The sequence below is a fragment of the Parviterribacter multiflagellatus genome (assembly GCF_056863265.1).
Genome location: NZ_JBXPIZ010000009.1, coordinates 73,488 through 86,052 on the forward strand (window position 1 = coordinate 73,488; position 12,565 = coordinate 86,052).

General features: G+C 74.7%; 17 protein-coding genes. 3 read left to right on the forward strand and 14 right to left on the reverse strand.

Features of this window, described 5'->3' with window-relative positions; all coding sequences use genetic code 11:
* Nucleotides 1–29: 29 nt before the first annotated feature.
* Genes AC1UE5_RS19310 through AC1UE5_RS19325 form a run of 4 tightly spaced genes read right to left on the reverse strand, consistent with a single transcriptional unit; the run spans nucleotide 30 to nucleotide 2,361 of the window.
* Nucleotides 30–683 carry a trimeric intracellular cation channel family protein gene (locus tag AC1UE5_RS19310; protein ID WP_482926550.1) on the reverse strand — a complete coding sequence of 218 codons (654 nt, stop codon included), beginning with the start codon at nucleotides 681–683 and terminating at the stop codon, nucleotides 30–32.
* Between the two features lie 5 nt (nucleotides 684–688).
* Nucleotides 689–1,105 carry a GFA family protein gene (locus tag AC1UE5_RS19315; protein ID WP_482926552.1) on the reverse strand — a complete coding sequence of 139 codons (417 nt, stop codon included), beginning with the start codon at nucleotides 1,103–1,105 and terminating at the stop codon, nucleotides 689–691.
* Nucleotides 1,106–1,135: 30 nt separating this feature from the next.
* The gene (locus AC1UE5_RS19320; protein ID WP_482926554.1) at nucleotides 1,136–1,609 is read right to left on the reverse strand and encodes a GyrI-like domain-containing protein; all 474 of its coding nucleotides are present in this window, start codon (nucleotides 1,607–1,609) and stop codon (nucleotides 1,136–1,138) included.
* Between the two features lie 47 nt (nucleotides 1,610–1,656).
* Complete coding sequence (locus AC1UE5_RS19325; protein WP_482926556.1) at nucleotides 1,657–2,361, reverse strand: MOSC domain-containing protein; 705 nt, start codon at nucleotides 2,359–2,361, stop codon at nucleotides 1,657–1,659.
* Between the two features lie 39 nt (nucleotides 2,362–2,400).
* Between AC1UE5_RS19325 and AC1UE5_RS19330 the strand changes: the two genes are divergently transcribed.
* The gene (locus AC1UE5_RS19330; protein WP_482926558.1) at nucleotides 2,401–2,607 is read left to right on the forward strand and encodes a hypothetical protein; all 207 of its coding nucleotides are present in this window, start codon (nucleotides 2,401–2,403) and stop codon (nucleotides 2,605–2,607) included.
* Here AC1UE5_RS19330 and AC1UE5_RS19335 read toward each other — a convergent pair.
* From AC1UE5_RS19335 to AC1UE5_RS19360, 6 genes are read right to left on the reverse strand one after another with little or no spacing between them, the layout of a single operon-like run.
* Nucleotides 2,604–3,527: an ABC transporter substrate-binding protein gene (locus AC1UE5_RS19335; RefSeq protein WP_482926560.1), complete on the reverse strand. Its 924-nt coding sequence runs from the start codon at nucleotides 3,525–3,527 to the stop codon at nucleotides 2,604–2,606. The genes AC1UE5_RS19330 and AC1UE5_RS19335 overlap by 4 nt on opposite strands.
* 29 nt (nucleotides 3,528–3,556) lie before the next feature.
* Nucleotides 3,557–4,684 carry an LLM class flavin-dependent oxidoreductase gene (locus AC1UE5_RS19340; RefSeq protein WP_482926562.1) on the reverse strand — a complete coding sequence of 376 codons (1,128 nt, stop codon included), beginning with the start codon at nucleotides 4,682–4,684 and terminating at the stop codon, nucleotides 3,557–3,559.
* On the reverse strand, nucleotides 4,674–5,675 hold the full coding sequence (locus AC1UE5_RS19345; protein WP_482926564.1) for an ABC transporter substrate-binding protein: 1,002 nt from the start codon (nucleotides 5,673–5,675) through the stop codon (nucleotides 4,674–4,676). The genes AC1UE5_RS19340 and AC1UE5_RS19345 overlap by 11 nt, the downstream gene beginning before the upstream one ends.
* Before the next feature lies 1 nt (nucleotide 5,676).
* Nucleotides 5,677–6,702, reverse strand: a complete 1,026-nt coding sequence (locus AC1UE5_RS19350) for an ABC transporter substrate-binding protein (RefSeq protein WP_482926566.1) — start codon at nucleotides 6,700–6,702, stop codon at nucleotides 5,677–5,679.
* A gap of 20 nt (nucleotides 6,703–6,722) precedes the next feature.
* A complete protein-coding gene (locus tag AC1UE5_RS19355; protein WP_482926568.1) occupies nucleotides 6,723–7,445 on the reverse strand; it encodes an ABC transporter ATP-binding protein in 723 nt (240 codons plus the stop codon).
* A complete protein-coding gene (locus tag AC1UE5_RS19360) occupies nucleotides 7,445–8,299 on the reverse strand; it encodes an ABC transporter permease subunit (RefSeq protein ID WP_482926570.1) in 855 nt (284 codons plus the stop codon). The genes AC1UE5_RS19355 and AC1UE5_RS19360 overlap by 1 nt, the downstream gene beginning before the upstream one ends.
* Before the next feature lie 121 nt (nucleotides 8,300–8,420).
* Between AC1UE5_RS19360 and AC1UE5_RS19365 the strand changes: the two genes are divergently transcribed.
* Nucleotides 8,421–8,906 carry a MarR family winged helix-turn-helix transcriptional regulator gene (locus AC1UE5_RS19365; RefSeq protein ID WP_482926572.1) on the forward strand — a complete coding sequence of 162 codons (486 nt, stop codon included), beginning with the start codon at nucleotides 8,421–8,423 and terminating at the stop codon, nucleotides 8,904–8,906.
* Between the two features lie 9 nt (nucleotides 8,907–8,915).
* Here AC1UE5_RS19365 and AC1UE5_RS19370 read toward each other — a convergent pair whose 3' ends face one another.
* On the reverse strand, nucleotides 8,916–9,350 hold the full coding sequence (locus AC1UE5_RS19370) for a hypothetical protein (protein WP_482926574.1): 435 nt from the start codon (nucleotides 9,348–9,350) through the stop codon (nucleotides 8,916–8,918).
* Nucleotides 9,351–9,472: 122 nt separating this feature from the next.
* Between AC1UE5_RS19370 and AC1UE5_RS19375 the strand changes: the two genes are divergently transcribed.
* Nucleotides 9,473–10,315, forward strand: coding sequence for a PPK2 family polyphosphate kinase (locus AC1UE5_RS19375; RefSeq protein ID WP_482926576.1), 843 nt, complete (start codon nucleotides 9,473–9,475; stop codon nucleotides 10,313–10,315).
* Between the two features lie 13 nt (nucleotides 10,316–10,328).
* Here the strand turns inward: AC1UE5_RS19375 and AC1UE5_RS19380 are convergent, their stop codons facing one another.
* From AC1UE5_RS19380 to AC1UE5_RS19390, 3 genes are all read right to left on the reverse strand, one after another.
* Nucleotides 10,329–10,715 (reverse strand): hypothetical protein, encoded by a 387-nt coding sequence (locus AC1UE5_RS19380; protein ID WP_482926578.1) that lies wholly within the window; start codon nucleotides 10,713–10,715, stop codon nucleotides 10,329–10,331.
* A 236-nt stretch (nucleotides 10,716–10,951) separates the two neighbouring features.
* A complete protein-coding gene (locus AC1UE5_RS19385; protein WP_482926580.1) occupies nucleotides 10,952–11,278 on the reverse strand; it encodes a luciferase domain-containing protein in 327 nt (108 codons plus the stop codon).
* 50 nt (nucleotides 11,279–11,328) lie between these two features.
* Nucleotides 11,329–12,540, reverse strand: a complete 1,212-nt coding sequence (locus AC1UE5_RS19390; protein ID WP_482926582.1) for an RNA polymerase sigma factor — start codon at nucleotides 12,538–12,540, stop codon at nucleotides 11,329–11,331.
* Between the last annotated feature and the right edge of the window lie 25 nt (nucleotides 12,541–12,565).

Sequence of the window (12,565 nt, forward strand, 5' to 3'; positions counted from 1 at the left end):
ACGCCCGCCGCGATCGGCGGGCGCGGCGCTCAGGCGCGCGTGCGCGGGCGCCGCCGCGGGGCGGGCGCGCGGATGTCGTAGCGGATGGCGAGCAGCCGCACGACGAAGCCGACCGCGAACCCGACCACCATCGCGCCGCCCTGCGCGAGGCCGGCCTCGTCGGCGACGAAGAACGTGGCGGCCGCGACCAGCGCGGCGATCGCGTTCAGCTCTCCGCGGCGGAAGATCTCGGGCGTGGTGGCGGTGAAGACGTCGCGCAGGATCGCGCCGCCGGTCGCGCCGATGACGCCGATCAGCAGGACGCCGGCGACGGTCGTGTCGGCCACCTCGGTCGCACGCTGCGCACCGGCCACCGCGAAGAACCCGACCGCGAGCGCGTCGAGCACCTGCATCGGCAGCTGCCAGCGCGGGCCGGGCTCCGCCACCACCGCGGCGATCCCGAGCGCGACGACCACGACGAGCGGCAGGTAGAGCCCGTTCGTCAGCGCGACCGGCGTGCCGGCCTGCAGGAGCACGTCGCGGAGGAGGCCGCCGCCGAGGCCGACCGCCACGGCCAGGCCCACGACGCCCGCGATGTCGAACTCGTGGTGGCGCCGCGCGGCCAGCGCGCCGCTCGCCGCGCCCGAGGCGACGCCGAGGAGGTCGATGACGGAGAACGCGGTGGACGCTTCGAGCGCGGCCAACGTCGTCAGGCCATGCGCTCGTCGTACCGCGGCAGGCCGTCGTCCGGGATCGGCTCCCACGGCGCCGCGTACTTCACGAACTGGCGCGCGCTCGGGCGGATGCCGGGGTCGCCGTCGAACACGCCGAGCCGGACGCCCGCCAGCCCGCGGGTCTCGGGATGCCGGACGAACACCGCGGAGCCGCAGTCGCCGCAGAAGACCTTGACGAACCCGCCGCCGCCGGGCTCCCAGTCGCGCAGCCGGTCCTCGCCGGACGTGACGACGATCGAGCCCGGCTCGGCGACCGCGGACGCCCCCGCGGCGGTGCCGGTCCGCCGCTGGCAGCGCGTGCAGTGGCAGTAGACGGCGCGCTTGAGCGGCGCGGTGACCTCGAAGCGGACGGCTCCGCAGCCGCAGCCGCCGGTGAGTGGGAGCTCGGGCATGCGCCCGAGAGAGTACGCCGCGCCCGGACTTCAGCGCGCGGCGACGAGCGCGGCCAGCTCGGTCCACCAGTGCGCGGGATCCGGCTCGACGTGCGGCGTGACGAGCAGGTGCTCGGTGACGGTCGTGACCTTCCAGCCGCGCGCGGCGACCCACGCGCGCAGCGCGGCGCGCGCGTCGTCGAGCGGCGCGCCGTACGGGCCGACGTGCTCGGCGCTCACGTACGTCCCGGCGCGCAGGACGCCCGCCATGACGCTCCGGTCGCCGACCTGCGGGGTGCCGACCGGCACGGCGACCTCGATGAGGCCTGCCGCGTGCGGCCGGACGAAGGTGGGGCCCGCGGCCTCCAGCCCGCGACGCGTGAGCCACGCCTCCAGGCGCGGCAGCGCCCCGTCGACGGCGGCGGCCAGGCCGCGCGACGTCCGGCGGGGGATCGCGACGTAGGGCTGGGCGGTGCGCGTCTCGACCCGAGGGTCGAGGGCGGTGAGGGTCTCCGCAGGGCTCATGCCGTACAAGACCGCCGGCGCGGCCCGGACTCATCGGTCGCGGCGTGTCAGTCGAGGAGCGAGACCGCGTCGCCGACCGCCACGCGCCCCGGCGCGACCGTCGCGCCGTAGACGCCGAGGCAGGCGTCGCGGTGCTTGGCGACGGCCTTGAGCACCGCCGGGTCGCGCTCGGCGGTCGCGGGGTCGACGTTGATCATCACGCAGCGCTTGTCGCGCTGGTCGATGCGCATCGTGAGCCCGCCGACCTGGAGCGTGCGGCCGACCCAGCCGTCCTCGGCGAACGGCCCGGCGCCGTCCGCGCCCTCGACGACGAGGTTCGGGCGGAACCGCAGCGGGCCCAGCTCCCGCCCGACGAGCCCGCCGAGCGCCGCGACCGTCTGCGTCGTCACGAGCGACAGCGGCTCGGTGTCGAACACCCCGCGCTGCACCTTGATGACCCGCGCGCCGTGGCCGAGCTCCTCGGCCAGCTCGGGCGCGACCACGTCGTGCTCGGCGCCGCCCGGCGTCCGCACCACCGTCGCCGAGGTGTCGGGCGCCGCCGGGTCGACGAACCGCGGCGCGAACTGCCACAGGTCCGACCGCTCGCGGATCGTCAGCCACGGGAAGTGCGAGCGCTCCAGCCCCTCCCGGATGAACGCCCACCGCCGGTCGCCGGCCAGCCCGTGCCAGGACACGTCGACCGCGTCCAGGGACTCTGCGCCCATCGACTTGACGGGGTACCGCCACAGGTGCACGACGCGTCCGACGACCATCAGGGCGCGGCAGCGTACCGGCTAGCCTCTCCCGCCTCGATGTCGCGCCTGCTCCAGCAGCCCCCGAACGTCCTGCTCCCGCTCGTCGGCGCGGTCGTGTTCGCGCTGATGTTCGTCGCCGCGCTGATCGCCGGCGAGGGCGGGTTCGCGCTGTTCGGCCCGCTGGCGACGGCCCTGCTGCTCGTCCTGCTGAGCCACCAGGGCCGCCGCGTCAACCGCGAGCGCGACGAGCAGGCCCGGCGCTAGGCCACGGCCGCGGCGCCCCGCCGCGCCCGCGCCGCCTCCAGGCCGTGCTGGACGTCGGCCGCCAGCGCCGGCACCACCGCGTCCGCGATGCGCACCGGCCGGGGAAGGAAGCCGACCTGTGCCAGCACGTCCGCGCCCGCCTGCTGCTCGGCCACGAACGTCTCCTCGATCGCGTACGCCTGCCACGGGATCGAGCGCACGAACGTCTCCCACGCCTCGACGCGCCCGCCGGACTCCTCGGCGAAGAACGACGCCGCCAGGCGCGGGTTCGCCGTCGCCCACGCGCCGACGTCCTCGATCGCGCCCGCCAGCGCGCCGAGCGCCTCGCCGCGCTGTTCGGCGACGTCGCGCAGCGCGTACCAGACGGACGGGTTGGAGATGAGCGTGTCGGCGGGAACGAGGTCGCGGACCGCACCGCTCGCGCGCGCCTCGACCAGCTCCGAGCCCTGCCCGATCCACGCGCCCAGCTCGCCGCCGCGCAGCTCCTCCAGCGACTCGGGCCCGGCGTTCACGACCTCGACCTCGTCGAACGCCACGCCCGCGCGGTCGAGCGCGACCGCGAGCAGCAGCGTCTGCCACGAGCCGACGCCGAGCGCGACGCGCCGCCCGCGCAGGTCCTCCACGGTCTTCACCGGCCCGTCGGGGAGCACCGACAGCGTGCCGTGGTCGGGCCGCGGTGCGCTGCGGGCGACGTACGCGATGTCGCGGCCGTCGGCCTGGTCGACGATGGGAGGCGTCGCGCCGGTCCCGCCGACGTCGAACGTGCCGGCCGCCAGCAGCGCGCCGGTCTGCGTCCCGCCGGCGTACCGGTGCCACACCACCTCCTCGCCGACGGTCGCCAGCGCGACCTCGGCCAGCTCGAGGTGGGAGAGGAGGAAGAGCGCCGGGTTGTTGACGTGGACGCCGATCTTCAGGGGCATGCGGAGGGTTCCTTTCGCGGTCGTGCGGGTCAGCCGGCCGTCACGGGGACGTCGACGATCGCCTGGTGGTCTCGATCCCGCCCCGCGCCGTCGCGTCCGGCGCCCAGCAGCGGCAGCAGGTGCTCGCTCACCCGGTAGGCCTCCTCCAGCAGGGGGTTGCCGGAGAGGATGAACGTGTCGACGCCGAGCGCCTCGTACTCGGCGATGCGCTCGGCCACCTGCTCGTACGAGCCGACGAGCGCGGAGCCCGGGCCCGGTCGCAGCAGGCTCATGCCGGGCCACAGGTTGGGGGAGATCTCGAGGTCCCGCGCGCGGTCGGGGACCTGCCCACGGTGGCGCTCGAACTGCCGCTGCAGCCCGACGCTGTCGGTGCCCGCGTTGGACGCGGCCATCCGCGCGTAGGTGGCGTCGCTGGTCGCGCGCAGGAGGTGGTCGGCGTGCGCCCACGCCTCCTCCTCGGTGTCGCGGACGATGAGGTGGAGCCGCATCCCGAACCGGATCTCGCGCTCGTGCTCGGACGCCAGCGCGCGCAGCCGGCCGATCTTCTCGGCCTGGCGCGCGGGCGGCTCGCCCCACGACAGGTACTTGTCGATGTGCTGCGCGGCCATCCGCAGCCCGGCCTCGCTCGACCCGCCGAACCACAGCGGGACGTGCGGTCGCTGGACGGGCGTGAGGCCGAACGTCGAGCCCGCGCGCTCGACCTGGACGTGGTCGCCGTGGAAGTCGACGACCTCGCCCGCGGTCAGGCGCCGGAAGACCTCCCAGTACTCGCCGGCCAGCGCGTACCGCTCGTCGTGCTCGACGTCGAGGCCGTACTGGCGCAGCGTCCGGGTCTCCCCGTTGACGACGTTGATCTGCAGCCGCCCGCCGAACAGGTCGTCGAACGTCAGCGCCATCTTCGCCAGCAGCGTCGGGGAGATCAGCCCGGGGTGGACCGCCAGCAGCGGCCGCAGCTTCGTCGTGTGGGCGGCGAGGGCGGAGCCGAGCACCCAGACGTCGTGCAGGTCGGTCGCGAGCAGCGCGCCGGAGAACCCGAGGCGCTCCACGCCGGTCGCGAGGTGCTTGAGGTAGTCGAAGTCGACGGCGCGGGTGCCCGCGGGCTCCCACGGGTAGGCGCCGTCGCGGGGGATGATGTACCAGAGGTAGTCAGAGGGCACGGGATGCTCCGGTGGTGGTGAGGGCGGTCTCGAGCGGCGTCCGGTCGACCCAGGCGTCCAGGTCGACGTCGGCCGCGAGGAACCCCTGCGCGTGCAGGAAGTCCTTCTGCTGATCCAGGAGCGCGAGGCGCTCGTCGGAGAGGTCGAGGTGGAGCTGGCGGTGGTGGTAGGCCCCCGCGACCGCCGCGGCGCCCGCGTGGGTCTCGCGGGCGAGCACGTCCGCGAGCTCGTCCGGCCGGGCCGCGGCCCAATCCGCCGCGCGCAACAGCACGCCGACGAACCGCGCGACGAGGTCGGGGTGCTCGTCGAGCAGCGCCGCGTGGACGGTGATCGGGCGCGGGGTGCCGTTGTTCACGCGTGTGGAGCGGTCGCGCAGCGCGTCAAGCTCGAGCGCGACGACGGCGCCGGCCCGGCGCGCGGCCTCCAGCCCCGGCGCGCCCTTGACGTAGGCGACGTCGGCGCGCCCCTCGACGACCGCGCGGACCTCGGGCGCGAAGCCCTCGGCGCCGACGCCGTCGGACCACAGCTCGGGCACGACGTCGACCGGGGTCACCGCGTCGAGGCCCAGGCCGGCCGCCCGCAGCGCGCCCGCGAAGCCTGCCAGCGCCATCGCGCGCCAGAAGTCGATGTCCTCGGTCGCGCGGAACGGGATCGCGACCCGCAGCCCGGCGAGGTTGCGCGGGTCGCCGTCCAGGTCCGGCCCGTCGGGCGCGGTGACGAGCGCCTGCCGCTCGTCGATCCACGTCAGCCCGATCAGCCGCGTGTCCGCGCCGTGCGAGCGCGCCCACAGCGCGGGGACGTTGCCGCCCTCGCGGATCAGCGTCGGGAGGCCGTGCGAGAAGTGCTCGCGCTTGAGCGCCGGCCCGGCGCCGTCCTGCAGCGACCGCACGCGCACGCCGTCCGCCGCGAACACCTCGTCGAACCAGCCGAGCGAGGCCGCGACGCCGGTGGCGGTGGGCACCGGGCAGCGGGTGAACCAGAGGTCGGTCATCTCACAGCCCGTTCACGTCCACGACGAACTGCGAGACGTCGAGCGGCTCCTTCAGCACGCCCTGCGCCTCGAAGAACTTCGCGACGTTGGCGAAGCGCTCCGCGAACTCGGGCGTGACCGCGTCGATCGGCTCGAGCGTCCGGTACGAGTCGGCGAGCACCTTCACCGCGGCGTCGCTCAGCTTCACCGCGCCGACGTTCTCCTTCTCGACCGCCGCCTCGGGGTTCTCGTGCGCCTCGACCGAGTGGCGGTGCACGTTCTCGAACAGCACCTTCACGGTCGCCGGGTGCTCCTCGAGGAACGCCTTGGAGATCACCCAGATCGTGTCGTTCTCGCTCCCCACGTCCGCGCCGCTGGCCAGCAGCCGGGCGCCGTCGGCGGTCGCCGTGGCGACGAACTCACCCCACGCCGCCCACGCGTCGACCTTGCCGCTCTGGAACGCGGACGCGCCGTCGGGCAGCGGGAGGTAGACGCGCTCGACCTGGTCGCGCGGGACGCCCGCCCGGTCGAGCGCCTTGAGCAGCAGGTACTCGCCGGTGCCATTCGGGTTGACCGCGACCTTCTTGCCCGCGAGGTCCTTGACGGTCTTGATCGCGTCGTCCTTGACGAGGATGCCCTCGCCGGCGTTGTTGGCCTTCTGCGCGGCGTAGATCGCGAACGACGGGTGCTGGGAGAGCGCGCCGATGCCGGCGGAGATCGAGGCGCTGGCGGCGTCGACCGCGCCGGCGTTGATCGCCTCGGCGGCGGGAGCGAACGCGGGGAACTTGCCGGTGAACTGGACCTTCGCGCCGACCTTCTCGAGGTCCTTGGCGAGCGAGCCGTCGTTCTTGGCGGCGGCCATCACGCCGGTGTTGCCGATGAGCGCGATGCGCAGCGTGCCGCCGCCGCCCTCGACGGTGGTTGCATCTCCGCCAGCGCCGCCGGCGGCCGTGGCGGTGCCGTCGTCGTCGCCGCCGCAGGCCGCCGCGCCTCCCGCGGTGACGGCGAGGAGGCTGGTCAGGGCGAGCAGGCGGGTGAGTCGTCTCATGGGGCGTCCTTGTCGGGGGATCAGACGCCGAGCTGACCCAGCAGCTCGGCACGCAGCTCGGCGAGCCACGGGGCAGTGCGGTCACGTGGGCGCTCGGCGGGGACGGGCGCGTCGAACGCGATCCGGCCGGCGGACATCACGAGGACGCGGTCGGCGAGCAGCAGCGCCTCGTCCACGTCGTGGGTGACGAGCAGGACGGCCGGGCGGTGGCGGCGCCACAGGTCGGTCACCAGCTCGTGCATGCGGATGCGCGTGAGCGCGTCGAGCGCGGCGAACGGCTCGTCGAGCAGCAGCAGCCCGGGCTCGCGGACCAGCGCCCGCGCCAGCGCGACCCGCTGCGCCTCGCCGCCGGACAGCGTCAAGGGCCACGCGTCGAGGTGGTGGGGGAGGCCGACCTCGGTCAGCGCCCGCTCCGCCGCCTCCCGCGCCGTCACGCCAGCCCCGCGCGGCAGGCCGATCGTGACGTTGTCGCGGACGCGCTTCCACGGCAGCAGCCGCGGCTCCTGGAACACGACCGCGGGCGTCCCGGGCGCGTCGACCGTGCCGGCGGTCGGGGCGTCGAGACCCGCGAGCGTGCGCAGGAGCGTGGTCTTGCCGCAGCCGGTCTTGCCGAGCAGCGCGACGAACTCCCCGGGCTGCAGCTCCAGGTCCAGATCTTCGAGGATCGTGCGCTCTGCGTAGGAACGCCGCAGGCCGCGCACGACGACGCCACCGGTTCGCGGCGTCTTTGCCACGGCGCTCATCACGAGGCCTCGTAGGTCCGCCGCCAGCTGAGGAGCCGCCGCTCCAGCACCCGCGCGACCAGGTCGGCGGTCAGCCCCATCGCGGCGTAGATCGCGATGCAGACGAGCACGATGTCCGCGCGCAGGAACTCGCGCGCCTGGCTGAGCACGAACCCGATCCCCGCGCTGGCGTTCAGCTGCTCGGCGGCGACCAGCGCGACGACGCTGATCGCCAGCGACATCCGCAGCGCGACGAGCGCCGGCTGGAGCGCGGCGGGGAGGATCACGTGGCGGATGAGCGCGCTCCCCCGCAGCCCGAACACCCGCGCCGCCTCGACGAGCTTGACGTCGACGTTGCGGATCGCGCCGTAGACGTTGAGGTACATCGGGAACGCGCTGCCGAACGCGATGATCAGCACCTTCGGCAGCTCGCCGATCCCGAACCAAACGATGAACAGCGGGACGATCGCCGTGAACGGGACGGCGTGGAGCATCTGCACCGGCGCGTCGATCAGGTCCTCGCCCCAGCGCCACAGGCCGGAGATCGCGCCGAGCGTCACGCCGGTGGTCACACCGACGACGACGCCGAGCAGGGCGCGCCGGGCGCTCACGGCCACCTCGCTCGCAAGGCCGCCCTCCGTGAGCAGGTCCGCGAACGTCGAGGCGACGGTGCCGGGCGAGGGAAGGACGTTCGGCGCGAACACGCCGAGCGCGGTGGTGAGCTCCCACAGCAGGAGCGCGAGCGCGACGCCGGTCGAGCGGCGCGCGAGACCGATCGCGGTGGCGCGGCCGGAGCGCCGGCGTCGCGGGGCCGGGCGGGGCGGGGCGGCTGCGGGGGCGGCCGCGGCCGGGGCGGTGAGCGGGGTGGCGGTCATCTCTGCTGGCTGGTGGATGTAAAGTCGACAAACTCAGTCGACATTTCCACTATTAGCAGACCCATGGCAGTTGTCAATCGTTGGCGCTCACCGACGATCGGTCGGTTACAGTCTCTGCGCGATGACCGACGCGACGATCCCGCGAACGAGCAGGCTCACGCCGGAGGAGCGCTTCACGGCGCCCGGGTTCCTGCTCAACAAGGCGGGCCACGTGGCGCGCCGGTGGATCCGCGAGGCGCTCGCCCCGATCGGCCTCAACGGGCGGGAGGCGGAGATCCTCCTGCGGCTCCGCGCGTCCGGGCCCCTGACGCAGCAGCAGCTCATCGAGCAGCTCGGCGTCGACCCGAGCAACCTCGTCACGATGCTCAACCGCCTGGAGGGCGACGGGCTGCTCGTCCGCTACCGCGACCCGCAGGACCGGCGGCGGCACATCGTCACGATCACGACGGCGGGCCGGCAGCGGCGTGACCAGGCCGACGAGGCGGTCGCGGCAGTGGAGGATCGGCTCCTCGCCGGGCTCGACGACGAGCAGCGCGCGACGCTGCGCGCGCTCCTGCTCGTGGTGGACCGGACCACCGGCCCGGACTGGGCCGACGAAGGCGAGTAGGCGCGGGCGCTACTCAGGCTGGGGCAGCGGCAGACCGTGCTCCAGCGCGCCTGCGACCTCGTCGACCTTCGCGCCGCTGGCGCTCCACCCGCGCACGTGCCACCGGTGCTCCTCCCGGTCGTCTCCGCGCCCGGCGCGCGCCCGGACCGTCCAGGGCTTGCGGAACAGCACGCGGCCGATCGCGGCGACGATGGCGCCGGCCAGCAGCACGAGCAGCTCGATCGCCAGCGCGATCACGAACCATCCGAGGACCACCGCGACGACGAGCAGGATCGCCAGCGCGATGACGAGGAAGATCGCCCCGAGCTCGTCGCCGCCGCCGAAGCCGGGCAGGTCGGGCATCTCGAGCAGCTCGCCGTCGCCGCGCAGGTCCATGCGCCACGGCGCCCACTCGCGCCCGACCTTCCAGTCGATCCCGTCCGGGGTGCGAACCCTGCGTGCCACGACGCAGGACCCTACCCGTCGCCGCGAGCAGGAACCGGACGTAGGTGTGCCGCATCGCGGCGACAGTGCCCACGCACGACGCACCGGAAAGCCGAGCGGGAACGGTGGGTAGGGGCGTCGCCATGGACGCCTCGATCGGCCCGCAGCCCGCCCCCGGCACGTCGCGCCACCGCATCGCGCCGGGGACCGGGTTCGCGATCGCCGCGCACGCCACGGACGACACCGGCCCCTACGGGAGCGAGAAGGAGGCGCGCGCGAAGCTCGGCGAGCTGCGCGAGCGCATCGCGGAGCTGACCGACCGCTTCGCGGCGGAGGCGCATCACGCGCTGCTCGTCGTGCTGCAGGGGTTCGACGGCGCAGGCAAGGACGGCGTGATCAGCGAGGTGCTGAGCGCGATCGACCCGACGCACCTGCACGTCTTCGGGTTCAACAAGCCGGTCGGCTCGGAGGTCGAGCACGACTTCCTGTGGCGGTTCCACCACCAGACGCCGGCGCGCGGCATGGTCCACGCGTTCGATCGCTCGTACTACGAGGAGGTCATCTCCGCGCGCGTGCACGACATCGTCGACCAGACCGAGTGCAGCGCGCGGTACGGGTCGATCACGGACTTCGAGCGCATCCTCAGCCGCGAGCGGACGGTGATCCTCAAGTTCTTCCTCCACGTCAGCAAGGACGTGCAGGCCGAGCGGGTCGAGGAGCGGCTGAAGGATCCCGCCAAGCAGCACGAGTTCGCCGCCGCCGACGTGCAGGACCGCGAGCTGTGGGACGCCTACGACGAGGCGTACGAGGACGCGATCAACACCACGACGACCGACTACGCGCCGTGGCACGTCGTCCCGGCCGACCACCGCTGGTACGCGCAGGTCGCGGTGGCCGAGGCGCTCGTCTCGGCGCTCGAGGCGCTCGACCCGCAGTACCCGGGCCTCGACGAGGACGAGGTGGAGGAGGCGGGGATCGAGGTCTGAGACGCGGCGGCGCTCAGCCGCGGCGCGCGCGCCGCAGGCCGTGCAGGACGCCGCCGAGGAGCGCCAGCTCGGCCGCGGCGTCGACGAGGTAGGTCGGCGCGATGCGGCCGCGCGCGACGTGGACGAGGTCGATCGCCGCGAGGGTGGCGGCGCTGCCGGCCGCGATGCCCGCGAGCTCCTCGGTGACGGTGTCCCGGCGGGCGGCGGACAGGAGCCCGGCGCCGACCGCGGTCACGACGCCGCCGACGCTCTGCACGAGCCACCACTCGCGCTTGGGGCCGGTGACCGCCTCGAAGCCGCGGCGGGAGACGAAGGGCGCCACGCCGGTGGCGAGGTAGTAGGCGCCCTGCGCGGCGAGGGCCCGGCGGAGGGCGGTGGCAGGGGCCGGTGCGTCGTCCATGCCTCCGGCCTTCCCGCGTGCCCGGCCCGCTAGACCGGGCACGCGGGCGGGGTCAGGTCGTCGCCGGCGGGCGGACGCGGGGGGAGGGGCCGCGCGGGTCGACGACGACAGGGGCCGGACGATGAGCGGAGCCGCGGCGGATCTCGGTGACGGTGGCGGTGAGCATGACGGTGCCTCCTGGGCGGTGTGGACGGTCTCACCAGCTATGACGGGTTCGCGGCCCCGGACTCATCGGATCAGCCGGCGTTCGTGATGCGGTCGTAGTTGAGGCGCATGAGCGCGATGACGGCCTCGACGTCCGCGTCGGTGTCGAGCGCGCGGGCCGCGAGCTTGGGGGAGTGGCGGTTGACCGGGTGCGGGCCGACGCGCCCCTCCTCGCGCAGGCGGGTGCCGACGTCGCGGGGGAACCCGAAGTGCGCGACGCGATCGCCGTGCAGGTGGCCGAGCTCGTGGCCGTGGGCGCGGAGGCTGAGCTCGCCGCGCTCGCCGTCGACGGCGGTGACGCCGGGCCATGCGGTGACGGTCGCGACGATGTGCTGGCTGGCGGAGGTGCTGGTGGTCATGCGACCGACCGTAAGACCTCAAGCAGACTTGAAGTCAAGGGCGGGCGACCTCAAGCCGGCTCGAGGTCGGCGATCCGCGCCGTGAGGTACGCCTTCTCGGCGGCGTTGGCCGTGAGCTCACGCGCGGCGCGGTAGGCGTCGGCGGCCTCCGCCGTGCGGCCGAGACGGCGGAGCAGGTCGGCCTTCGTCGCGGGGAGGTACGGGTAGCCGGCGAGGGAGCCCGCCGCCTCGATCGCCTCGACGTCCTCCAGCGCCCGCGCAGGCCCGTCGACCTCCGCGACGGCGACCGCGCGGTTGAGCGCGACGACCGGCACCGGCCAGACGCGCAGGAGCGCGTCGTACAGCGCGACGATCTGCGGCCAGTCGGTCTCGGCGTACGACGGCGCGTGCGCGTGGAGGGAGGCGATCGCGGCCTGCAGCGTGAACCGCCCGGCCCCGGGCCCGGAGCGGCGCAGCGCGCCCTCGACGAGCGCATCCGCCTCGGCGATCGGCTCGCGCTCCCACCGCGCGCGGTCCTGCTCCTCCAGCCGCAGAAGCCGCCCGGCGGCGTCGACGCGCGTCGCGCGGCGCGCGTGGTGCACGAGCAGGAGCGCGAGCAGCCCCGCGGTCTCGGGCTCCTCGGGCAGGAGCTCGTGGAGCGCGCGGGTGAGCAGCAGCGCGCGGTCGGCGAGCTCGTCGCGCAGGAGCATGTCGCCCGACGGCGCGGTGTGGCCGGTCGTGTAGAGCAGGTGCAGGACCGTGAGCACGGTGTCGACGCGCTCGGGCAGCTCCTCGCGCGCGGGCACCGCGTACGGGATCGCGGCGGCGACGATCTTCTTCTTCGCGCGGGTGATGCGCGCGGCCATCGTCGCCTCCGTGACCAGCAGCGCGCGGGCGACGTCGGGCGTGCTCACGCCGCACACGAGCCGCAGCGTCAGCGCGATGCGCGCCTCGGGCGCGAGCGCGGGGTGGCAGCAGGTGAAGATCAGCCGCAGCCGGTCGTCGGGGACCGCGGTCGGCTCCTCCAACGCGGCCTCCGCGACCGCGTCGGCGTCGGGCGCCGCGTCGACTGGTTCGACCAGCAGCGGGAGCTTGTCGACCAGCGTGGTGGTGCGCTTCATGGCGTTCAGCGCGGTGCGCCGGGAGACCGTCGTCAGCCACGCGCCCGGACGGTCGGGCACGCCCTCGCGCACCCACGTCCGCAGCGCCTGGACGTACGCGTCCTGCACCGCCTCCTCGGCGGCGTCGAGGTCGCGGGTGACGCGCACCGTGGCGGCGAGCACGAAGGCCCACTCGCGCCGGTGCGCG

Bases quoted from the DNA above. Each gene is read 5' to 3' on its own strand.
- AC1UE5_RS19315 (WP_482926552.1), bottom strand. From the start codon at position 1,105: ATGCCCGAGCTCCCACTCACCGGCGGCTGCGGCTGCGGAGCCGTCCGC.
- AC1UE5_RS19320 (WP_482926554.1), bottom strand. From the start codon at position 1,609: ATGAGCCCTGCGGAGACCCTCACCGCCCTCGACCCTCGGGTCGAGACG.
- AC1UE5_RS19325 (WP_482926556.1), bottom strand. From the start codon at position 2,361: ATGGTCGTCGGACGCGTCGTGCACCTGTGGCGGTACCCCGTCAAGTCG.
- AC1UE5_RS19330 (WP_482926558.1), top strand. From the start codon at position 2,401: ATGTCGCGCCTGCTCCAGCAGCCCCCGAACGTCCTGCTCCCGCTCGTC.
- AC1UE5_RS19335 (WP_482926560.1), bottom strand. From the start codon at position 3,527: ATGCCCCTGAAGATCGGCGTCCACGTCAACAACCCGGCGCTCTTCCTC.
- AC1UE5_RS19345 (WP_482926564.1), bottom strand. From the start codon at position 5,675: ATGACCGACCTCTGGTTCACCCGCTGCCCGGTGCCCACCGCCACCGGC.
- AC1UE5_RS19350 (WP_482926566.1), bottom strand. From the start codon at position 6,702: ATGAGACGACTCACCCGCCTGCTCGCCCTGACCAGCCTCCTCGCCGTC.
- AC1UE5_RS19355 (WP_482926568.1), bottom strand. From the start codon at position 7,445: ATGAGCGCCGTGGCAAAGACGCCGCGAACCGGTGGCGTCGTCGTGCGC.
- AC1UE5_RS19360 (WP_482926570.1), bottom strand. From the start codon at position 8,299: ATGACCGCCACCCCGCTCACCGCCCCGGCCGCGGCCGCCCCCGCAGCC.
- AC1UE5_RS19365 (WP_482926572.1), top strand. From the start codon at position 8,421: ATGACCGACGCGACGATCCCGCGAACGAGCAGGCTCACGCCGGAGGAG.
- AC1UE5_RS19375 (WP_482926576.1), top strand. From the start codon at position 9,473: ATGGACGCCTCGATCGGCCCGCAGCCCGCCCCCGGCACGTCGCGCCAC.
- AC1UE5_RS19380 (WP_482926578.1), bottom strand. From the start codon at position 10,715: ATGGACGACGCACCGGCCCCTGCCACCGCCCTCCGCCGGGCCCTCGCC.
- AC1UE5_RS19385 (WP_482926580.1), bottom strand. From the start codon at position 11,278: ATGACCACCAGCACCTCCGCCAGCCAGCACATCGTCGCGACCGTCACC.